The organism is Halomonas sp. PAMB 3232 (assembly GCF_031954225.1).
Taxonomy (GTDB): Bacteria; Pseudomonadota; Gammaproteobacteria; order Pseudomonadales; family Halomonadaceae; genus Vreelandella.
This window is the reverse complement of record NZ_CP134865.1, coordinates 2,987,165-3,008,011: the sequence shown is the minus strand read 5'-3', so window position 1 is coordinate 3,008,011 and position 20,847 is coordinate 2,987,165. Positions and strand designations below refer to the sequence as shown.

The following is a 20,847-nucleotide window of genomic DNA, read 5'->3' as shown; positions in this document are numbered from 1 at the left end:
CTCGGCGCTTGTGGCGCGTAAGCAGCCCAGGCCAACGATACGACCAGCTTAACGCGCTGACTACATTGGAAAATTGGTCTTACCAGTCAGCGGCGGGGATTGATGCTGTCTTGTACCTGATGATTTTGAATCAAGTCGTTGTTTTTGATCGATATAACATCAGGGGTGCCAACGAGAAGTGACGTTTTTCATTAGACTAATAGATAGGGTGGCAGGTAGGTGGTTGGGCAAGCATCAGGGCTTGTTTGTGGCGCGGGGAGCGACCATGCTGAACACGTCGTCTTTCAAGCGAGGTGAACCGATGGATCGTATCGTTTATGACCTGTGCGGGCGCGATGAACGCCTGCGTTTTTCGCCTTACTGCTGGCGCGTGCACCTGTCGATGGCGCACAAGGGGCTCGCCTATCGCACCGAGCCTTGGCGCTTTCAGCAAAAGGAGAAGATCGCTTTTGCCGATCACGACAAGGTACCCGTGCTGGTCGATGGCGACACGGTGGTGACCGATAGCTTCGAGATCATGCGCTATCTGGATCAGACCTATCCGGACGCGCCGCTGCTTGGTGAAGGACAGAGCTATCAGCGTGCGCTCTTTTTTAAACTCTTCGTCGAACGTAGCGTTAGCCCGGCCCTGTTTCGCATCGTGGTGATGGACCTGCTCGAGGCCATTCATCCCGGCGACCGTGACTATTTTCGCGAAACCCGCGAGGCGAACTTCAAGATGCGCCTTGAGGAGCTTCACAACCCCACCCAGGGGCGCGAGCAGCTCGACAAGGTGTTGACGCCGGTGAACGCGCTGCTAAAAGAGAGCGCCTTTCTCGACGGCGACGCGCCGGCAGGCGCCGACTACCTGCTGTTTGGAAGCTTCATGTGGGCTCACGTCGTGTCACGCGAGGCGCTGTTCGACGAGCACCAGCCCATCTCGCGGTGGTTCGAGAAAATGCTGGCCATTCATGACGGTATGGCAGGCCAGGCACCCACGGTGCGCGAGGTATAGGTCTCATCCCAACGGCTGAAATGATGCAGTGCGGCAAAAATCATGTTGCGCTGCACAAAAAGCACTGCTAGTTTTAGGGGACACAAGGCAAGTGCTTTGGTATCGACCGCCCCACATGCGCGTCGAATCGCTAACTGGCAGGAGGTTACGTGATGGATAAGACCGCAGAGAACACCAAACAGCAGTTTGAGTCGATTTTCGTATCGCCCATGCGCTCATACACCCTGGCCGCGCTCGATTACTACGAGCGTCTCGTCGGTGCCCAGATGGACGCCGCTCGTGCCTACTCGGACATGAGTCTCGCTCAGGCGCGTACCTGGCTTGACGTGAAGGACGCCGACGGTTTCAAACGTGCCATGCAGTCCCAGCAGAAAACCGCGTCCGACTTCATGGAGCGCGTCAAGGGCGACTCCGAGAAAGTCACCTCGATCGGTCAGGACTTCATGCAGGACAGCCAGAAAATGGCCGAAGAGCAGACTCAGAAAGCCGCTGATACCATCAACCGGTAATCAATCCGGTCGCTTTCGAAGCCGCCCCCTCGGGGGCGGCTTTTTCGTGGGCGAAACGAAAATAACCGGCGGCTCAGGTCTCGCTTTTGGCGATCAGACGAAAACGCGCGATGCAGGCGATCTGCTCGATGGCGGTTTCCCGCTCCTCGTCCGGCGTGTTGTTGAGCCGCGTCTCAAACGCCGCCAAAATATCGTGGCGGTCGAGCCCTTTCACCGCGATCACGAAGGGGAAGCCGAACTTCTCAAGGTAGGCGCCGTTCAAGGACTCAAAGCGCGCCAGCTCCTCGATTGAACACTGGTCGAGCCCGGCGCCGGCCTGCTCGCTTTTCGAAGCGTCGGTCAACTCATCGGCCAGCGCCGCCTTGCCGGCCAGGTCCGGGTGCGCGCGGATCACCTCGATCTGACGCTCGCGCGGCGCGGCGCGCAGTACATCGCTCATCGTTTGCGCAAGCACGGCCGGATCGTCGTGGGGGATATCCAACCCCTGGTGCCAGGCCTGCTCGGCGATCCAAGGCGAGTGTTCGAACACGTCGCCATAAGCCGCTAAAAACGCGTCCAGCGAACATTGGCTGGGGGCCGGGGTGAGTGAATCGGTTGCCTCTTGATGCGCGTTTGTCACGGCGTCTTCTCCTTGGCGTAGAGCGAGGGGGCGGTGTATACAATCGATGGTATCACCACTAAGCTTTGATCAATACAAGGTGTTGACCGATGGGTCAAACGCACCGCCGATAACAGGAGAGAGCCCATGGGACGGCTGACGACCCACGTACTGGATACCGCGACAGGCGCGCCTGGCGCCGGCATCACGATCGAGGTTTTTCGACTTTCGGCCGGTTCTCGCGAGCACCTGGGGAGTGCGGTGACCAACGCCGACGGACGCTGTGATGGCCCGCTGCTCGATGGCGAGCGCTTTCTGGCCGGCGAGTACGAGCTGGTGTTTCACGCCGGCGACTATCTGCGCACGCAAGGGGTCGAGGCCGTCGAGCCGCGCTTTCTGGACGTAATTCCGCTGCGCTTTGGCGTGGCTAGCGCTGATGAGCACTACCACGTGCCGCTGCTGCTCTCGCCCTATGGTTACTCGACATATCGTGGCAGCTAAACAGACCCTAAAATCGGCACCCGATTTATTTCTTGCAAGGAGACGCCATGAGCGACGAGCAGGCCGCCATGAAGCGCCGCGCGCCTGAAAGCGACGGCGACGCGCGCCACGAGTCGATTTATCGTGCGGTGAGCGATGCGATCGTCGAGCAGCGCCTAAAGCCCGGTGCGCGCCTTCGCGAGGATGCGCTCTCCGAGGTGTTCGGCATCAGCCGGACCGGCATTCGCAAGATTTTACAGCGCCTGGCGCTGGAGCAGCTCGTCACCCTTACGCCGCGCCGCGGCGCCAGCGTCACTCGTCCGACCGCGGAAGAGGCGCGCGACGTCTTCAACGCGCGTCAGCTGGTCGAGTGTGGGCTGATGGCGGACGTTGCCAAGCGTATGACCGCGGTGGATGCCGACGCGCTTCGCACCCTGGCCCACCGCGAGCGCCAGGCGCTGCGTGAGGGTCAGCAGAGCGTGGCTATTCGCCTCTCGGCGGATTTTCACGTGCATCTGGCAAGGCTTTCCGGCAACGCCACGCTTGCCGACTTCGTTGAGCGGCTCTGCTCGCGCTCGTCGCTGATTCTCGCGGTCTACGGCCATCGCGGTCATCTGGGCTGCGAGTCCCACGATCACGACGATTTGATCAATTACCTGGAAGCGGGCAAGACCGAGCGCGCTACGGCGTTCATGAGCCGTCACCTGAAAGCGATCGAAGCCTCGCTTTCGATGGTGGAGGAGGAAGAGAGCGTGCCGGACTTGCGCCAGATATTTGCCGGTTGAAGGATGGTCGCTGTGGGCAGGTTTACATCAGGCTCCAGAAGGCTTCGACCAGCGGGTTTTTCAGGTTTTTCTTTAGCGTGAACAGGCCGATATCGTAGGGCTCGAGCTTTGGCGCCACGTCCAGCACGCGAATGCGCTCCCTGAGCGGGCTGTTGTCGAGCACGATTTTAGGCACCACGCCGATGCCGAAGCCCAGGCTGACCATGCTGACGATCGCCTCGTTCCCGGTGACCTGGGCGTAGATACGCGGCGAGATGTCTTGTCGGCGAAACCACTCGTCCACCCGTGCACGCGACACGCCGCTTTCCGACAAAATCATGGGAACACTCGCCCACTGCTCAGCCGTGCCAGGCGTGCCGGTGGGAGCGTTCGGCCCCGGCTGCTCGAGCGGGGCAATGAATAAAAGCGGTGAGGTGGCGATCGGCTTGAAGGCCAGTCCTCGCGGCAGGTGGGCGGGTTTGGCGGCGATGCTCAAATCTTCCTTGCCCTCCAGCACGTGGGCGATGGCGTGTTCCGGGTCGCCGGTGCGCAGCTTGATCTCGATGGCCGGGTAGGCGATCCGAAAGCGGCGCAAAAGCTCGTGTAGAAAGCTGTAGCTGGCGGTCACCGAACCATACAGACTGATCTCGCCGCTCAACTCCCCGGGGTTATCGGTCAGCTCATGGCGAATCATGTTCCACTGGCTGCTGGCCTCGCGGGCGTACTCGAGAAATCGCTGGCCTTCCCGGGTCAGCATCACGGTCCGGTTGTCGCGATTGAAAAGCGCCACGCCCAGCTCGTCTTCCAGATAGCGGATATTGCGCGAAAGCGCCGACACGCTCACAAAACACGCCTCGCTTGCGCGGCCAAAGTGCAGCGTCTCCGCCAGCGCCAGAAATTGTTTGAGAAGTTTGAAGTTCATTTCACCATCATATCCCTGTTTTGTTAAAAACGGGATGTGCTGTTGCAAATATATCAATTTAAGAAAGAGTCGTTTTTGGGTAGATTGGCTCTACCCACTCGGCGCTGGCGTTTGAAGCGAGCGACCGGGTCACTTTTTTCGTGTCGGTGTGGCTACATCGACCGCGTTTGATCACAGATCGGGATATCCAGAATGGCTAATTATTTCAATACCCTGACGCTTCGCGAACAGCTGGAGCAGCTTGCCAAATGTCGTTTCATGTACAGCTCTGAATTCGACGAGGGTGTCGAGGCGCTGAAGGGCAAGAAGATGGTGGTCATTGGCTGTGGCGCGCAAGGCCTCAACCAGGGCTTGAACCTGCGCGACAGCGGCCTGGACGTCGCCTACGCGCTGCGCCCGGACGCCATCGAGCAAAAGCGCCAGTCCTGGAAGAACGCCACGGAAAACGGCTTCACCGTGGGCACCTACGAAGAGCTGATTCCGACGGCGGACGTGGTTCTGAACCTGACCCCGGACAAGCAGCACACCGCGGTGGTCAATGCCGTCATGCCACTCATGAAGGAAGGCGCGTGCCTGTCCTACTCGCACGGTTTCAACATCGTCGAAGAAGGTATGAAGATTCGCGATGACCTGACCGTCATCATGGTCGCGCCCAAGTGCCCGGGCTCCGAGGTGCGCGCCGAGTACGTGCGTGGTTTCGGTGTTCCCACTCTGATCGCCATTCACGAAGCCAACGACCCCAAAGGCGAAGGCCTGGCGCTGGCGAAAGCCTACGCGGTGGGCACCGGCGGCCACAAGGCGGGCGTGCTGATGTCCTCTTTCATCGCGGAAGTGAAATCCGACCTGATGGGCGAGCAGACGATTCTTTGCGGCATGCTGCAAACCGGCTCTATCCTCTGCTTCGACAAGATGATCGAAGAGGGCATCGACCCGGGCTACGCCTCGAAGCTGATTCAGTACGGCTGGGAAAACATCACCGAAGCGCTGAAGTACGGTGGCGTGACCAACATGCTGGACCGGCTCTCCAACCCGGCCAAGATCAAGGCCTTCGATTTGGCCGAAGAGCTGAAAGAGATCATGCGTCCGCTCTATAACAAGCACCAGGACGACATCATGAGCGGGCATTTCTCGCACACCATGATGGAAGACTGGGCGAACGACGACGCCAACCTGCACAAATGGCGCGCCGAAACCGCGGAAACCAACTTCGAGAAAACGCCGGCCGGCGACGTTGAAATCTCCGAGCAGGAGTACTTCGACAACGGCATCCTGATGGTCGCCATGGTGAAAGCGGGTGTCGAGCTTGCGTTTGAGACCATGACCGCAGCGGGCATCATCGCCGAGTCCGCCTACTACGAATCGCTGCACGAAACGCCGCTGATCGCCAACACCATCGCGCGCAAGAAGCTCTACGAAATGAACGCGACGATCTCCGATACCGCGGAGTACGGCTGCTACCTGTACAACCACGCCTGCGTACCGCTGCTGGCCGACTTCATGAAGGGCATCAAGTCCGACGTTATCGGCAAGGGTCTGGAAGTCGACGACAACGGCGTGGACAACGCGCGCCTGATCGACGTCAACGAAGCGCTGCGTTCGCACCCGGTAGAAGCCGTTGGCGCCGTGCTGCGTGGTCACATGGCCGATATGAAGAAGATCGTTTAACCCCTGGGTTAGCCGTTAGCTAGTCAAATCGAAGCCGGGCTATCCCCAGGATACGCCCGGCTTTTTTGTCTCTTTTTCCAGCCCGAAGGAGCAACTGCATGGCGTCCTCGATTCCGCTTGCGAGTATTCAGCTAAAGAGCGCGACGATCAGCTTCGATGATCGCTTCACCCTGAGCGAGGTCGACTGGACCATCGAACCCGACCAGCACTGGGTGATCACCGGCGCCAACGGCGCCGGCAAATCGGCGCTGGCGGCGGCGCTGGCCGGCGTTGGAAAGCTCGAGGCGGGCAGCATCGAGGGGCTTCCCAAGCGCGTCGGGCTGGTCTCCTTCGAGGCGCAGGCCGAGCTCATCGCCGCCGAGCTTAAAAAGGACGACGCCGACATCATGGATGTCGTATCGCTGGGCACGCCGGTCAGGGAGATGATTTTTGATTACTGCCGGGATGTTGAGCTTGCCGAGCAACTGGTCGAAAAGTTTGGCCTGGCGCCGCTGCTGGAGCGCGCCTTTCGCAAGCTCTCGACGGGTGAGACCCGCAAGGTCATGCTGATTCGGGCGCTGGCCAACGAGCCGGCGCTTTTGATTCTGGACGAGCCGTTCGATGGCCTCGACGCCGACACGCTCGCCATGCTCCAGGCACACCTGGCCGCCATCGTCGAGCGCGTGCCCATGGTGCTGGTGCTCAATCGCTTCGACGAGATGCCGGATTTCATCACCCATGTGGCCTATCTGGACAAGGAGCGCCCCGCACCGGTGAAAGGTAGTAAAAAGCGTGGCGAAGGCGGGCGGCTGGCGTTCACGGTCGACCGCCAGGATGAAGCGGCTTACAACGAGCTTTATCAGCTGCTGCATTTGAAAACCAGCGATTTGCGCGTGCCCGAGGCGGACCCTGCCAGCCAGCTGCCGGCGCTCGACCCGAGCCAGCCGCTGGTCAAACTCACCCAGGCGACGATCCGCTACGGCGATACCCTGATCGTCGACCGCCTCGACTGGACGATCGAGCAAGGCCAGCACTGGCAGCTCAGTGGCCCCAACGGCAGCGGTAAAACCTGCGTGCTCTCCTTGATCACAGGCGACCACCCGCAGTGTTACACCAACGATATCTTCGTGTTCGGCTTCAAGCGCGGCAGCGGCGAGAGTATCTGGCAGATCAAGCAGTTTATCGGCTACGTCTCCACGGCCCTGCAGTGGGAGTACCGCGTCAGCACCAGCTGCAAGAACGTCGTCATTTCGGGCTTTTATGACAGTATCGGTGTGTATACCAAGGCCACCGATCAGCAAAAACGAATCGCCGATCAGTGGCTTGAGCTGCTGGGCATGAGTGCGCGGGCGGATCAGCCGTTCAACAAGCTCTCCTACGGCGACCAGCGGCTGTTGCTGATTGCCCGGGCCATGGTCAAGCACCCGCCGCTGCTGATCCTCGACGAGCCCTGCCTGGGGCTGGACGACATGAACCGCCAACTGGTGCTCGCGCTGATCGAGAAAATCTGCGAAGGCGGCGAAACCACGGTGCTATACGTCAACCACCACACCGAAGACCGCATCAAGGAGATCGAGAATCACCTGACGCTGGAGAAACTCAGCGCTGTTTCATAACGCCTCACCTAAACCCTCACGCGATAGGGGTAAAGAGCAGCCTCGGCATTGCGCCGCGGGGTGAATAGCGAACTGTCGCTAAATCGTCAGCGGCCAAAAAAGCGGCGCCAAAAGCCGCGTTTTGGCTCCGAGGGCTTTGGCGTGCGCCGCGCGAGGTACTCGCCGTAGCAGTCGGGGAAGTGCGTTTGGCACCAGTCGGCAAGCTCGGCCGCGGTGGCTGGATGGCGCGTCGGCGCCGAGTTTGAATAGAGCGATAGCGCCTCGCCCGCACCGAACGCCTGCCAGAGTAGCGCGATATAAGTGCTCCCAGCGCCAATGCTCGAGGCGGCGCCGTAGCCTTCGGCATCGCTCAGGGCGCGATAGCCCGAGCGCGTGACGACCCCTTTGGCGAACGCCTGCTGGTGCGATGGCAACGTATTCATGCGAGTGATAGCGTTCTTAAGCGATGTTCTTGAGCGATGCTATGAAACGATGCCCTTAAGCGATGACGGCAGGTGAGGTAGTGCGTAAAGGCGTTGCAGAGCATAAATCGATCCGTAAAAAAGCGCCGCCGGCCCGGGCCGGTGGCGCTTTTGGGCTTACCTCAACGCGCAACGTGTGCGCCTCAGGTGGTCTGGTGAGCGCCGATGGCAGGGGCCGCCTTGAAATTGCGCATCAGCACGTAGTAAATCAGCCCGCCCAAACCGGCACCGATCAGCCAGCCGTAGCCACCGAGCCCGGAAAGCGCGGGTACCAGCACGGTGGAAAGCGAGAACGCCGCCGCCCCCACGAAGGCGATCAGTGCGCGCTTGTTCCAGCCTTTGGTGTAGTAGTAGGCGCTGTTGCGCTCGGAAGAGAAGAGCTCCTCCATGTTCAGGTGCTGGCGCTTGATCAGGTAGTAGTCCACCACGATGATCCCGTAGAAGGGCGCTACTACCGCGCCAAGCGCGTTGACGAAGCCCGGCACGCCGATCTGGCTGATCACCGATACCCACAGCGCGCCGACGAAAAACGCGATGATCGCGGTGATCAAACCGCCGGTCTTGAAGCTGATCCTGCTGGGGAACAGGTTCGCCAGGTCGTACGCCGGCGGGATGAAGTTGGCCACCAGGTTGATGCCGACGGTCGCGGCGAAGAAGGTCAGCGCGGCGACGATGGTCAGTGGCAAGGAGTCCACCCGCTCGACGATATCCGCCGGGTTGGTCAGCGCCTCGCCGAACAGCACCAGCGTGCCGGCGGTGATGATCAGCGCGATGAAAGAGAAAAACGCCACGTTCAGCGGCAGGCCCAACAGGTTGCCAAGCTTCATCTGCCGCTCGGTTTTCACGAAGCGGGTGAAGTCACCGAAGTTGATCACTACCGCCGCGAAGTAGGCGATCATGGTGCCGACAATGGCGAAAAACGCCGCCACGGCGCCGCCCTCCGGCTCGCCGCTGCCGCTGAAAATGGTGCCGATGGCAGGCAAAAGCTCATCGCCGGCCTGGTACCAGACCACGCCCATCAGCACCAGCATGACCACGTAAACGAGCGGCCCCGCCCAGTTCAAAAAGTGCTTGATGCGCTCGATTCCCTGCCAGAAGATCGCGATCTGAAACACCCACACGATCACGAACGACACCCAGGCCACCGGGGAGAGCCCCAAAAAGCTTGCGCCGCTCGGCTCACCAATGAAGGCGGTGATCAATAGCGCCACCGCCGTCGAAGCGAAGTAGGTCTGCACGCCGTACCAGAATATACCCACGATGGCGCGTAGCATGGCGGGCAGGTTGGCGCCGCGCACCCCAAGGCTCGCCCGCACCATGACCGGAAACGGAATGCCGTATTTCACGCTGGGCTTGCCGGTCAGGTTGACCAGAAACATCACCACCACGCCGGCGAGAATGATCGCCGCCATCACCGCCCAGCCGTTCAGGCCATAGGTTAGAAAAAGCGACGCGGCCAGGGTGTAGCCGAACAGGCTCTGAATGTCGTTGGACCAGACGTTGAAGATCTCGAAGGCGCCCCAGCTACGCGCCTCGGGCTTTAACGGGGCGAGGTCTTCGTTGTAAAGGCTTGGGTCGATACGCTTGATATCGAGTCCACTCGGGGACGGTTGCTCATGCATGGTGACATCCTGTGCGGGTATTTGGCGTTGTGAGTGAAGCGATATAAAAAGGCCGCCCGAGGGCGGCAGGGGGACAAACGATTATTGCGTAAAGCGTTGGCAGGCGGACCAGCGCGCCATGAGCAGGTAGTACACCGCGCCCGCCGGAATCAGGCTCGCGTACCAGGAGACCGCCGAGAACATCAGTGCGGCGACGATGCCCACCGCCATGGCGATCACCGCGGCCAGGTTGACGCCTTTGTAGGGGCCTTGCGGATCGTAGAGCTTGTCGAGATCCAGCGTACGCCGGCGAATCAGATAGTAATCCACCACCAGAATCGCGAAGATCGGGCCGAGAAAGGCGGAGTAGGTCTGCACGAACAACTGAAGTCCGGCGGCGGATTCCGGCTGCACCAGCTTCCAGGGGAAGGTGGCGAAGGCCAGCAGACCGACCAGAATGGAGGCCGTCGGAAAGCGCATCTTGAACACGTCCATCAGCACGTAGGTCGGCGGCACCACGTTGTTGAGCACGTTGGTGGTCACCTGAGCGAAGGCGATGAACAAAAGCGTGGTCATCAGAAGCGGCGTGTTATCCACGGCGTTGGCGAATACCTGGATGGGGTCGGCGGTGCCGGTCGCCTCGGACACCATGTAGCCAATCAGCCCCATGAACAGCGTGCAGGGCAGAATCGACATGGCGTAGATGGTGGTCAACAGGCCGCCGCCGGTGCCTTTTTCATGCTCGCGCGAATAGTCGCTGACGTTGAGCATCATGGTGCTGTAGATGCCGAGAAACAGCATCGTCGCGCCCCAGAACGGCATGCCCCAGGAGCCTTCCATGGTAAACAGACTCGCCGACAGTTCGTCGCCGTAGCGCTGTACCGTGGCATAGAACATGTAGGTCAGCGAGCACAGGATAAACGCGCTGCCGATGTTCTCGAGCCACTTGATGCCCTGAAACCCGGTCACCGACAGCGCGATCTGCAGAAGCTGGAAAGCGATGAAGAAAAACACCAGATTGTCGAAGCCGAACAGCGTGGCTGACACCATGTTCAGCGCCCCCGCGCCGATCCAGCTCTGAAAGCCGTACCACACCACCGCAGGCACCGCGCGAACGAGGCCCGGAATGCGCGTGCCGGTGAAGCCGAAAGCGGAGCGCGCCTGCACCATGAAGGGAATGCCGTACTTGTAGCCGGCCGCGCCGTTGATCGCCAGCGCCACACCGATGACGAAGCAGCCGATGGCGATGGCAAGGGTGGCCTGTAAAAGGTTGAGCGTGCCCACCACGCTCGACCCCATGGCGAAGGTGCCAATCGACACGCAGCCACCGAACCAGGCCAGAAAGTAGGAGCCGCGTCCCATGATGCGGGTTTGCTGCGGCGCCAGGCTCTCGGCGCCCATCGCTTTTTGGGCGGCGTCCGCCGGCGGGTGGGATGTTTCCGAGGTCAAACCAGACGTGTTCATCGTACCGTCCTCGCAAGATATTCGATGTTATAGTTTTGCCCGATGGCTCGGGCGACGCTTGCGGCGTGGCGTGCTAACGGTGTTCGTATTGTCGTTATGGATGCTGCTTGTATCGATAAAACGGTACTGCTGTATCAGCGATTCTGCCTGCTTGGCGCTGCTTCGTAATTAACGGTTGCCTGGTGATGAGCGCTACGCGCCTGGCGGCAGCTCGAGGTTCGAATAGTTGCTGAACCTGCCGGTAAAGGTTTTCGCGCGCGGGTAGTCCAGATCGCCGTGCTTGCTGGTATGAAGGCCAAGCCCCACCAGCGACTCGGCAAGCTTCAGTGCGGCGCTGACGCCTTCGACGACCGGAAGGCCCACCTCGCGGCTGATCGCCTGGGTCAAATTCGCCATGCCGCCGCAGCCCAGTACGATCGCGCCGATACCGTCCTCATCGCGAGCTCGGCAGCACTCGGCGACGATGCGCTTGAAGGCCGCGTCCGGGTCGTGTTCGAGATCGAGCACCGGAATTTCCGCGGCGCGAATGCGCCGGCAGTGGTGGCTAAAACCGTACTGCTCTAAAAGATGCTCGGCGATGATGCCGGTGCGCCCCAGCGTGGTGACGATCGAAAAGCGCGTGCTGATCAGGGTCGCCAGGTGAAACCCGGCCTCGGCGATGCCGATCACCGGCGCGCGGGTCAGCTCGCGGGCGGCCAGAAGCCCGGGGTCGCCAAAGCAGGCTACGATATAGGCATCGATCCCGCCTTCGCGCTCGCCCTTGAGCACTTCCTCGGCCACGCCCACGGCGCTCACCGCCTCGTCGAAATGGCTTTCGATCGATACCGGCCCGGCCTCGGGCTGTGTGGCGCTCAGCGTTGTGCCTTCGCTTTTCAGCGCTTCGGCGGCGCGATGAATGGCTTGGGTCATCGAGGCGGTCGTGTTGGGATTGATGATGCGTATATGCACGTTGAGCGACTCACAGGTAAACGATTAAAAGTCATCTTGTATACGAAAATAAGGCGCTTTAAATCACGGCGCAACCCTTTTAACGTTGAACCATAGTGTAAGACCCAAACGCCCCAAAGCACTGTATAAGCGCTTCGATAGGGCGGTAAAAACCGGCATGTAAAAGTTGCCGGAATGCGGGTGCGTTGCGACCGGGCGCCGAACTGTTTACCTTGTATACAAAGAAGTCCCGCCAACAATCAGGGAGATACCACGATGTCCACGAAAGAGCAGGCCTCCAGCTTCTATCCGCGCGATTTGGTCGGCTACGGGCAAAAGACGCCCCACGCCAACTGGCCCGGCAAGGCGAAAATTGCCGTACAGTTCGTGCTTAACTACGAAGAGGGCGGGGAAAACTCGGTGCTGCATGGCGACGTCGGCTCCGAGCAGTTTCTTTCCGAGATCATCGGGGCAGCGAGCTACAGCTCGCGCCATCTCAGCATGGAGTCGATCTATGAATACGGCTCGCGCTCAGGCGTCTGGCGTATCCTGCGTGAATTCGAGCGTCGCGGTCTGCCGCTGACCGTGTTCGGCGTGGCCATGGCGCTGGAGCGCCACCCGGAAGTGGCCCACGCCTTCAAGGAGCTGGGCCACGAAATTGCCTGCCATGGCTACCGTTGGATCCACTATCAGGAAGTGCCCGAACACATCGAGCGCGATCACCTGCAAAAGGCGATGGACATCTTCGAGCGCTTGTACGGCGAAAAGCCCGAAGGCTGGTACACCGGCCGCGACAGCCCCAACACCCGGCGGCTGGTGGTCGATGAAGGCAGCTTCTTGTACGACAGCGACTACTACGGCGACGACCTGCCGTTCTGGAGCCGCGTGACCGACAGCCAAGGCAGCGATCACAACCATCTGATCGTGCCCTATACGCTCGACACCAACGACATGCGCTTCGCCTCGCCCCAGGGCTTCAACACCTCGGATCACTTCTTTAGTTATCTGCGCGACGCCTTCGACGTCCTCTACGCCGAAGGTGAGGAAGCGCCCAAAATGCTCTCCGTGGGCATGCACTGCCGCCTGCTGGGACGCCCCGGGCGCTTTCGCGCGCTGCAGCGCTTTCTGGACCACATCGAAGCCCACGACCGCGTCTGGGTGACGCGCCGTGTGGACATCGCCCGCCACTGGGCCGAGCATCACCCGGCGCCGGCACTTTAACCTTATCCGTTTGGAGAGCCATGACGCCCCATATAGGACAGCGCATCGCCGCCCAGTTCGAATCGCTTAGCGCTCAGGAACAGCGGGTGGCGAGCTTCATTCTGGATCACTTCGACGATCTGGCCGTCTACAGTGCCGCGGACCTGGCGCGGCTGACCGGCGTGTCGAAATCGACCGTCAGCCGCCTGTTCAAGCGGCTGGGATTCGAGAGCTTTCGCAACGTCAAAACGCACGCCCGTCAGCTTCGAAACCTGGGCGTGCCGCTGGTCATCGAATCCGATGACATGGCAGAGGAAGGCGGGGGCGCCCTGGCGCGTCACCTTCAGCGCGAGCAGGAAAACCTGCAGCGCGGCTTGGGCCGGTTGGATACGGGCGATATAGCGAGCGCAGTCGACGCGCTTTGCTCGGCGCGCCAGGTAGTGGTGATGGGATTTCGCAACAGCTACCCCTTGGCACTACACTTTCGCCAGCAGCTGATCCAGGCACGGGCTCAGGTGCGTCTGGCCCCACAGCCCAACCAGTCGCTTGCCGAGGAAATCGTCGATCTCACCACCGACGACGTCGTGGTGCTGTTCGGTTTTCGCCGGCGGCCTCGCGCGCTGTCCAAACTGATAGAGGCGTTGGCACGTTCACCGGCCCGCTGTCTGTTGATCGCAGACCCGACGGCGACAGGCATGGCCGCCCGAGCTACCTGGTTTTTGGAAACGCCGCTCGAAAGTCTTTCGGCTTTTGACAGCTACGCTACGGCCAACAGCCTGATCTGCCTACTGGCCAATTCGGTACTGCATCAGCGCCTCGCTCAGGGGCGAGAACGTATCAGCCAGATCAGCGACGGTTATAGCGAGCTCGACGAACTCGAGACTGCGGTGATGAGCGTCGACTGGGATGCGTGTCAATAATGGTGCCTGGACATCACGCAACGCACCTTTTGCTGGCATCAATGCGGTAATGCTTCGTATTTAATGACTCGAAAATCTTTTCAATTGCAGTTAACCCTCTATTTAGAGGGTTTTTTATTGCGGCTGGTCTCCTTATTGCTTTATGTGAAACGAAAGTTTCTTGAGCTCGTTCATGAAACGATTTTTTCACCGGTGCTTTAGCGAATCGACGCCAAAAGTGGCCGACACAAGAGGAGAGCAGCGTGAAAGCGATACATCAAAGCACCCAAAATGGCAGGTCAGGTCTGGCCAAGCGGCTTCAGTCCGGTATCGTCGCTACCGGCGTGGCGGCGATTCTCGGACTTGGCAGTCTGGCAGTGAGCGCCACCGCAAGTGCCGATGCGCTCGAAGATATCGAATCACGCGGCACCATTCGGATCGCGGTGCCTCAGGACTTTCCCCCTTTCGGCTCGGTCGGCCCGGATCTTCAGCCGCGCGGCTACGATATCGATATGGCGAACTATCTGGCAGACGAGATGGGGGTCACGCTCGAACTGATCACCGTGACGAGCGCCAACCGCATACCCTATCTGCAAACCGGCCAGGCCGATCTGGTGATTTCGAGTTTGGGTAAAAACCCCGAGCGTGAAGCGGCAATCGATTTTTCGGATGCTTACGCACCTTTCTTTCTGGGCGTTTTCAGCGCCGACCCGGATGAGCGACTCGACACTCCAAAAGAGCTGGCCGGTATGACCATTGGCGCGACGCGCGGCGCGGTAGAGGACATGGAGCTTTCCAATATTGCACCGGACTCCACGACCATTCAGCGCTTCGAGGACAATGCGACCACTATTTCGGCGTTTTTGTCCGGGCAGGTCGATTACGTTGCCACGGGTAACCTGGTCGCCGCCGAGATCGCCGAACGCAATAGTAACCGCGCGCCTTCGCTGATCTATCAGCTCAAGGATTCGCCCTGCTATGTAGGTATGAACAAGAATGAACCGGCGCTAAAGGCCGAGGTTAATCGTCTGATCGGTCAGGCACTCGAGGACGGCACCCTCAACGAACTTTCCCAGCGCTGGCTCAGCGCCGATCTACCCGACGGTTTTGGTAGCTGAGCGACGCCATGGGATCACTGGATTTTCAAACGCTTCTGCCCTACACCGACGACTTGCTCAAAGGGCTTTTCACAACGGTCGTGCTGACCGTCGTGACCACGCTGACGGGTATTCTGCTGGCCGTAGTGGTCGCTTATCTGCGTACCCACGGCCGGCGCGGTGTGCGCTGGGGGCTAAACGCATACGTCGAAGTCACCCGTAATACGCCGTTCATCGTGCAGCTCTTTTTCATTTTTTTCGGCCTGCCGGGGCTGGGTATCAAGATCGATGCGATCACCGCAGCGCTCATCGCCATGACGCTGAACCTGGCCGCCTATAGTGCTGAAATTCTGCGCGCCGGCATTGGCGCAACGGCCAAGGGTCAGCTCGAAGCCGGTCGCGCGCTGGGCATGTCGTCGCTGCAAAGCTATCGCCATATCGTGCTGGTGCCCGCGTTCGCTCGCGTTTATCCCTCGCTAATCAGCCAAGCGATCATCGTGATGCTCGGCTCGGCGGTGGTATCGCAAATTTCAGTGTTCGATCTGACCTACGCCGCTAACTTCGTCCAGTCGCGTAACTTCAGAAGCTTCGAGGTGTATCTGCTGATTACGCTGGTCTATCTACTACTCGCCTTCGGCCTGCGCCGCGCCTTCATGCTGGTGAGCAGCCGGGTATTTGCCTATCAGCGAGGAGAGATGCGGTGATCGAATTTACCTTTTGGGACATTCTGCGCAATCTTTTGCTGGCAGCGCGCTGGACCGTGGTGCTGTCGCTGATCGCTTTCGCCGGTGGCGCCGTGGTCGGGATCCTGCTGACCTTCCTGCGCCTGTCGAGCCAGCGCTGGCTTCAGCGTTTGACGGCGCTATACGTCGATCTATTTCAAGGCACGCCGCTTTTGATGCAGCTGTTTTTGATTTTTTTCGGCGCTGCGGCGCTGGGCCAGCCGATTTCCGCTTGGCTTGCCGCCTCCATTGCGCTGACGCTCTTCACCAGCGCGTTCTTGTGCGATATCTGGCGTGGCTGTCTGGAGGCGGTCGCCAAGGGTCAGTGGCACGCCGCTCGGGTGCTCGGTATGAGCTATTACCAAAGCATGCGTCACGTGATTTTGCCACAGGCGCTTAGGTTGTCGGTGCCCCCTACGGTGGGGTTTTCGGTTCAGGTCGTCAAAGGAACGGCACTTGCCTCGATCATCGGTTTCGTCGAGCTGACCAAGGCCGGCACCATGCTCAATAATGCCACTTTCGAGCCCTTCACTATTTTCGCGCTGGTGGCCCTTCTTTACTTTGCGCTCTGCTTCCCACTGTCTTGCTACGCGCGCTATCTGGAGAAAAAACTCTATGACGCTGGTTTGCGTTGATAACGTTCATAAAGCCTTTGGCGACCTGCAGGTGCTTAAGGGTATCGACCTCGACGTTGCGCAAGGCGAAGTCATCGCCATCATCGGTCGCAGCGGTTCGGGCAAGAGCACGCTTTTGCGCTGCCTCAATCAGTTGGAGCCGCACGATCAAGGGTCCATCACGATTGCCGGCAAGGAGCTCGACGCGGGCTCCATGTCGCCCAAGGCGCTGAGCGAAAACGTCGGGATGGTGTTTCAAAGCTTCAACCTTTTTCCCCATAAAACGGTTGGTGAAAACGTCTGTCTGGCGCCGATCGTGGTGCGCGGCCAAGCGCGTAATGACGTGGAGCCCTTGGCGCGCGAAGTGCTCTCCAAGGTGGGCCTGGCCGATAAGTACGACGCTTTCCCAGCCCAGCTTTCTGGTGGCCAACAGCAGCGGGTCGCCATTGCGCGCGCGCTTGCCATGCGCCCCAAGGTATTGCTGTGCGATGAAGTGACCTCGGCGCTCGACCCGGAACTCGTGGGTGAAGTGCTGCGCGTGCTGGAGGCGCTAGCGACGGAAGGTATGACGCTGATTCTCGTCACCCACGAGATGGGCTTCGCCCGCGACGTCGCCGACCGCGTAGTCTTTATGCATCAGGGACGTATTCATGAGCAGGGCGAGCCGGCCCTGCTGTTCGCCGAGCCTAAAACCCCCGAACTCAAGCAGTTCATCTCCGCCGTGCTCTAGATTTTCATTCCCTCGATAAACGGCACTGAAGGCGAAAACGCCTGTAAAGGCGCAAGTTGGAGGTGCCCGAACGCTTCACTACGGCGATCAAATCTTGTATACAAGATGGGTTCGCCGTTTTCCTGTTAAAAGAGTCAACAATGTCCAATAACTACTACGCCCCCCAGGGCGGCCATCCGCCGCAGACTCAGCTCACCGCCGACCGGGCGGTGTTCACCGAGGCTTACGCGCTGATTCCGAAAGGGGTGATGCGCGATATCGTGACCAGCAACCTGCCGTTTTGGGAAAGCACCCGGGCCTGGGTGCTGGCGCGGCCACTCTCCGGCTTCGCCGAGACGTTTTCGCAGTACATCATGGAAGTGCAGCCGGACGGCGGCAGCGACAAGCCCGAGCTCGACCCGAAAGCCGAAGGCGTGCTGTTCGTGGTCGAAGGCGAGCTCACGCTGACCCTCGAAGGCGAGCGCCACGTCATGGCGCCCGGCGGCTACGCCTTCATTCCGCCGGCCAGTAATTGGCAGGTGCGCAACGACACCCGCGCGCCCGTGCGCTTTCACTGGATTCGCAAGGCGTATGAGTATGTCGAGGGCATCGACGTGCCCAATGCGTTCGTGACCAACGAGCAGGAGATCTTGCCCAACGAGATGCCGGACACCGACGGGCGCTGGTCGACGACCCGCTTTGTTGACCCGGCAGATGTGCGCCACGACATGCACGTGACCATCGTCAACTTCCAGCCCGGCGGCGTGATTCCCTTCGATGAAACCCACGTCATGGAGCATGGCCTCTACGTGCTGGAAGGCAAGGCGGTGTATCACCTGAACCAGCAGTGGGTCGAGGTGGAAGCCGGCGACTTCATGTGGCTGCGCGCCTTCTGCCCGCAGGCCTGCTACGCCGGCGGCCCGGGCCCGTTTCGTTACCTGCTTTACAAGGATGTGAACCGCCACGCGGCGCTCAAGTTTTAACTCACCCGCCCAGGCCAAAGGAGTTTGATATGCTCGAACTGACCGCCGCGCCGCTGACCGCGGAAACCTTCGCCCCCTTTGGCGAGGTGATCGACGCCCGAACGTCGCCCTCGTTTGCCATCAACGCCGGGCGCACCCAGCGCCACCACGATCTGGCGCGGGTGGAAACATTAGGCGAGAACGCCCACACGCTGATCAACATTTTCGTCAGCCAACCGGTAACGCTCCCGCTTGAGCTCACCTTTCTAGAGCGCCACCCCCAGGGCAGCCAGGCCTTCATGCCGCTGCACGGCGAGCGCTTTATCGTCGTGGTGGCGCCCAAGGGCGATACGATCGACCCACGCGAGGTGCGCGCGTTCGTGACCGATGGCCGCCAGGGCGTGAACTACGCCGCAGGCACCTGGCACGCGATCAACTCGGTGCTCGAGTGCGAGGGGGAGTTTCTGGTGGTCGACCGTGGCGGGGAGGGCGCCAACTGCGACGAATACCCGCTTGAGATCGTGGTGGCTCTCGACGAATAGCGGCGAGGGCGTTTGCCTGTTCGTCACATTAATTTGCTAAGCTGTCAGCCAACTTCACCAACGATCAGGACTTCCATGAGCCAGCGCACCGCACCGCCTATTCGCCGTACCAAGATCGTCGCTACGCTCGGCCCCGCCAGCGACCGCGAAGGCGTTCTCGAAGCCATGTTGAAGGCGGGGGTGGACGTGGTGCGTCTCAACTTCTCCCACGGCACCGCCGATGACCACCGCGAAAGACTCACGCGCGTACGCGAGATTGCCGCGCGGCTGGGGAGAAGCGTGGCCGCTTTGGGTGATTTGCAGGGCCCGAAGATTCGCATCGCGCGCTTCAGGGAAGGAAAGGTGGTGCTCGAGGAGGGCCAGCCCTTCGTGCTCGATATGACGATGGATAGCGACGCCGGCGATATTCACGGCGTCGGCTGCGACTACAAGACACTGGCCGAGGACGTGGCCGCTGGCGACCGGCTACTGCTCGACGACGGCCGCGTGGTGCTCGATGTCACCCGTGTCGAGGGCCAGCAGGTGCATACCGAGGTCGTGGTCGGCGGCAAGCTCTCCAACCACAAGGGCATCAACAAGCAGGGCGGCGGGCTCTCCGCGCCGGCGCTGACTGACAAGGACAAGGCGGATCTCAAGACCGCCGTCGAGATCGGCGTCGATTATCTGGCGATCTCCTTTCCGCGCTCGGCCGCGGACATGCAGGAAGCCCGGCGCCTGCTGGGTGACGAGGGCGCCGAGATCGGCCTGGTCGCCAAGGTGGAGCGCGCCGAGGCGGTGGCGGACGAGGCCACGCTCGACGGCATCATCGAGGCCTCGGAAGCGGTGATGGTCGCCCGGGGCGATCTGGGCGTGGAGATCGGCGATGCCAAACTGGTCGGCGTGCAAAAGCGCATGATCAAGCGGGCCCGCACGCTCAACCGCGCGGTGATTACGGCGACCCAAATGATGGAAAGCATGATTTCGGCGCCGCTGCCGACCCGCGCCGAGGTGTTCGACGTGGCCAACGCCGTGCTCGACGGCAGCGACGCGGTGATGCTCTCCGCCGAAACCGCCGCCGGCGACTATCCGGTCGAAACCATTCAGGCGATGGCGCGAGTGTGTCTGGGCGCCGAGCGCGAGCGTACCGTTCAGGAGTCCGGTCACCGCATCCACGAAGGCTTCACCCAGGCCGACGAGACCATCGCGCTCTCCGCGATGTACGCCGCCAACCACATGAAAGGCGTGGTCGCGATCGCCTGCATGACCGCCTCGGGCTATACGCCGCTGATCGCCTCGCGCATCAGTTCGGGCCTGCCGATCGTGGGCCTGGCCCATAACCCCATCGCCCAGCGGCGCATGGCGCTTTATCGCGGCGTGGTGTCACTGCCTTTCGATACCTCTCGGATGAGCGCGACCGAGCTCAACGACCGGGCGCTCGAGATGCTCGTCAAGCAGGGCGTGGCACGCCCCGGCGATCACGTCATTTTGACGCGCGGCGATCACATGAATGCCCACGGCGGCACCAATACCATGAAGGTGATGTCGATTTCCGATCAGCATCAAAGCGCCCGCGAAAGCGCAAGCGGAGACGCCTCATGAACCTGTCGCGTCGCAAACTCATCAAAACCGCGCTGGGCGCGGCGCTCGTCGCCAGCGTAGCGACCCCCGCCTTCAATCTCTTCGCCGCCGAGCCAGAGGGGGCGAAAGCGGCGGCACCAGAGGCCGGGACGCTGCCGCTGACCATTCACACCGAGCAGGGCCCGCATCGGCTGGATGTCGAAGTGGCCGAGACGATCTCGCAGCGCCAAAAAGGGCTGATGGGACGCGAGCACCTGCCCGAAGAGCGCGGCATGCTGTTTCGCTTCGAGCGCGAGCAGCCCGCGGGCAATGCCTTCTGGATGTTCAATACGCTGATCGCGCTGGATATCGCCTTCATCGATGACCAGGGGCGGATCGTCGCGATCAACACCATGCCCCCGTGCGAGTCCGAGGCCGCCCGCGAGTGCCCGACCTACCCGGCGGGCGCGCCGTTCACCTCGGCGCTGGAGGTCAACGCCGGCTACTTCGAGGCGCGCGGTATTCAGGTGGGCGACTGCGTCTCCGTGCCGGCGCTGGCCGGCTTCTGCCGGCCCGACGCCTGAAT

General features: G+C 60.9%; 22 protein-coding genes. 16 read left to right on the top strand and 6 right to left on the bottom strand.

Translation table 11 applies throughout. The features are described from left to right. The first annotated feature begins 265 nt into the window (after positions 1-265). Together RN346_RS13740 and RN346_RS13735 are read left to right on the top strand one after the other, a co-directional pair. On the top strand, positions 266-994 hold the full coding sequence (locus RN346_RS13740; RefSeq protein ID WP_409335767.1) for a glutathione S-transferase N-terminal domain-containing protein: 729 nt from the start codon (positions 266-268) through the stop codon (positions 992-994). Positions 995-1,146: 152 nt separating this feature from the next. Further along, positions 1,147-1,503, top strand: coding sequence for a phasin family protein (locus tag RN346_RS13735; protein ID WP_263586258.1), 357 nt, complete (start codon positions 1,147-1,149; stop codon positions 1,501-1,503). 73 nt (positions 1,504-1,576) lie between these two features. Here RN346_RS13735 and uraD read toward each other — a convergent pair whose 3' ends face one another. Beyond that, on the bottom strand, positions 1,577-2,122 hold the full coding sequence (gene uraD / locus RN346_RS13730) for a 2-oxo-4-hydroxy-4-carboxy-5-ureidoimidazoline decarboxylase (RefSeq protein ID WP_263586259.1): 546 nt from the start codon (positions 2,120-2,122) through the stop codon (positions 1,577-1,579). Between the two features lie 126 nt (positions 2,123-2,248). On the opposite strand from uraD, the gene uraH reads away from it, so the two are divergent. Both uraH and RN346_RS13720 read left to right on the top strand, forming a co-directional pair. After that, positions 2,249-2,602, top strand: coding sequence for a hydroxyisourate hydrolase (gene uraH, locus RN346_RS13725; protein ID WP_311961446.1), 354 nt, complete (start codon positions 2,249-2,251; stop codon positions 2,600-2,602). A gap of 47 nt (positions 2,603-2,649) precedes the next feature. After that, entirely contained in the window at positions 2,650-3,366 is a 717-nt protein-coding gene (locus RN346_RS13720) for a GntR family transcriptional regulator (protein WP_311961445.1), read from the top strand. A gap of 22 nt (positions 3,367-3,388) precedes the next feature. Here RN346_RS13720 and ilvY read toward each other — a convergent pair whose 3' ends face one another. Next, a complete protein-coding gene (gene ilvY / locus RN346_RS13715) occupies positions 3,389-4,267 on the bottom strand; it encodes an HTH-type transcriptional activator IlvY (protein ID WP_263586262.1) in 879 nt (292 codons plus the stop codon). A gap of 192 nt (positions 4,268-4,459) precedes the next feature. Here ilvY and ilvC point away from each other — a divergent pair, with 192 nt between their 5' ends. After that, the gene (gene ilvC, locus RN346_RS13710) at positions 4,460-5,932 is read left to right on the top strand and encodes a ketol-acid reductoisomerase (protein ID WP_311961444.1); all 1,473 of its coding nucleotides are present in this window, start codon (positions 4,460-4,462) and stop codon (positions 5,930-5,932) included. 98 nt (positions 5,933-6,030) lie between these two features. Further along, entirely contained in the window at positions 6,031-7,527 is a 1,497-nt protein-coding gene (gene modF, locus RN346_RS13705) for a molybdate ABC transporter ATP-binding protein ModF (RefSeq protein ID WP_311961443.1), read from the top strand. A gap of 86 nt (positions 7,528-7,613) precedes the next feature. Here the strand turns inward: modF and RN346_RS13700 are convergent, their stop codons facing one another. The 4 genes from RN346_RS13700 to RN346_RS13685 form a co-directional block, all read right to left on the bottom strand. After that, on the bottom strand, positions 7,614-7,949 hold the full coding sequence (locus RN346_RS13700) for a hypothetical protein (protein ID WP_263586265.1): 336 nt from the start codon (positions 7,947-7,949) through the stop codon (positions 7,614-7,616). Positions 7,950-8,131: 182 nt separating this feature from the next. Continuing rightward, a complete protein-coding gene (locus RN346_RS13695; protein WP_311961442.1) occupies positions 8,132-9,610 on the bottom strand; it encodes an NCS1 family nucleobase:cation symporter-1 in 1,479 nt (492 codons plus the stop codon). 81 nt (positions 9,611-9,691) lie between these two features. Next, a complete protein-coding gene (locus RN346_RS13690; RefSeq protein ID WP_263586267.1) occupies positions 9,692-11,053 on the bottom strand; it encodes an NCS1 family transporter in 1,362 nt (453 codons plus the stop codon). Between the two features lie 192 nt (positions 11,054-11,245). Then, entirely contained in the window at positions 11,246-12,001 is a 756-nt protein-coding gene (locus RN346_RS13685; RefSeq protein ID WP_311958569.1) for an aspartate/glutamate racemase family protein, read from the bottom strand. Between the two features lie 255 nt (positions 12,002-12,256). Between RN346_RS13685 and puuE the strand changes: the two genes are divergently transcribed. The 10 genes from puuE to RN346_RS13635 all read left to right on the top strand — a co-directional run bounded on the left by puuE (position 12,257) and on the right by RN346_RS13635 (position 20,845). Further along, a complete protein-coding gene (puuE, locus tag RN346_RS13680; RefSeq protein ID WP_311961441.1) occupies positions 12,257-13,201 on the top strand; it encodes an allantoinase PuuE in 945 nt (314 codons plus the stop codon). A gap of 20 nt (positions 13,202-13,221) precedes the next feature. After that, complete coding sequence (locus tag RN346_RS13675) at positions 13,222-14,100, top strand: MurR/RpiR family transcriptional regulator (RefSeq protein ID WP_311961440.1); 879 nt, start codon at positions 13,222-13,224, stop codon at positions 14,098-14,100. 242 nt (positions 14,101-14,342) lie between these two features. Beyond that, on the top strand, positions 14,343-15,197 hold the full coding sequence (locus RN346_RS13670; protein ID WP_311961439.1) for a transporter substrate-binding domain-containing protein: 855 nt from the start codon (positions 14,343-14,345) through the stop codon (positions 15,195-15,197). A gap of 8 nt (positions 15,198-15,205) precedes the next feature. After that, positions 15,206-15,880, top strand: a complete 675-nt coding sequence (locus RN346_RS13665; RefSeq protein WP_311961438.1) for an amino acid ABC transporter permease — start codon at positions 15,206-15,208, stop codon at positions 15,878-15,880. Then, a complete protein-coding gene (locus tag RN346_RS13660; protein ID WP_311961437.1) occupies positions 15,877-16,533 on the top strand; it encodes an amino acid ABC transporter permease in 657 nt (218 codons plus the stop codon). Before RN346_RS13665 ends, RN346_RS13660 begins: the two co-directional genes overlap by 4 nt. Next, positions 16,514-17,242: an amino acid ABC transporter ATP-binding protein gene (locus RN346_RS13655; RefSeq protein ID WP_311961436.1), complete on the top strand. Its 729-nt coding sequence runs from the start codon at positions 16,514-16,516 to the stop codon at positions 17,240-17,242. The genes RN346_RS13660 and RN346_RS13655 overlap by 20 nt, the downstream gene beginning before the upstream one ends. Before the next feature lie 140 nt (positions 17,243-17,382). Next, on the top strand, positions 17,383-18,204 hold the full coding sequence (locus tag RN346_RS13650) for a bifunctional allantoicase/(S)-ureidoglycine aminohydrolase (protein WP_311961435.1): 822 nt from the start codon (positions 17,383-17,385) through the stop codon (positions 18,202-18,204). 29 nt (positions 18,205-18,233) lie between these two features. Continuing rightward, positions 18,234-18,725, top strand: coding sequence for an ureidoglycolate lyase (locus tag RN346_RS13645; RefSeq protein WP_263586273.1), 492 nt, complete (start codon positions 18,234-18,236; stop codon positions 18,723-18,725). A gap of 75 nt (positions 18,726-18,800) precedes the next feature. Beyond that, positions 18,801-20,303 carry a pyruvate kinase gene (gene pyk, locus RN346_RS13640; RefSeq protein WP_311961434.1) on the top strand — a complete coding sequence of 501 codons (1,503 nt, stop codon included), beginning with the start codon at positions 18,801-18,803 and terminating at the stop codon, positions 20,301-20,303. Then, entirely contained in the window at positions 20,300-20,845 is a 546-nt protein-coding gene (locus RN346_RS13635) for a DUF192 domain-containing protein (protein ID WP_311961433.1), read from the top strand. Before pyk ends, RN346_RS13635 begins: the two co-directional genes overlap by 4 nt. Positions 20,846-20,847 lie beyond the last annotated feature (2 nt).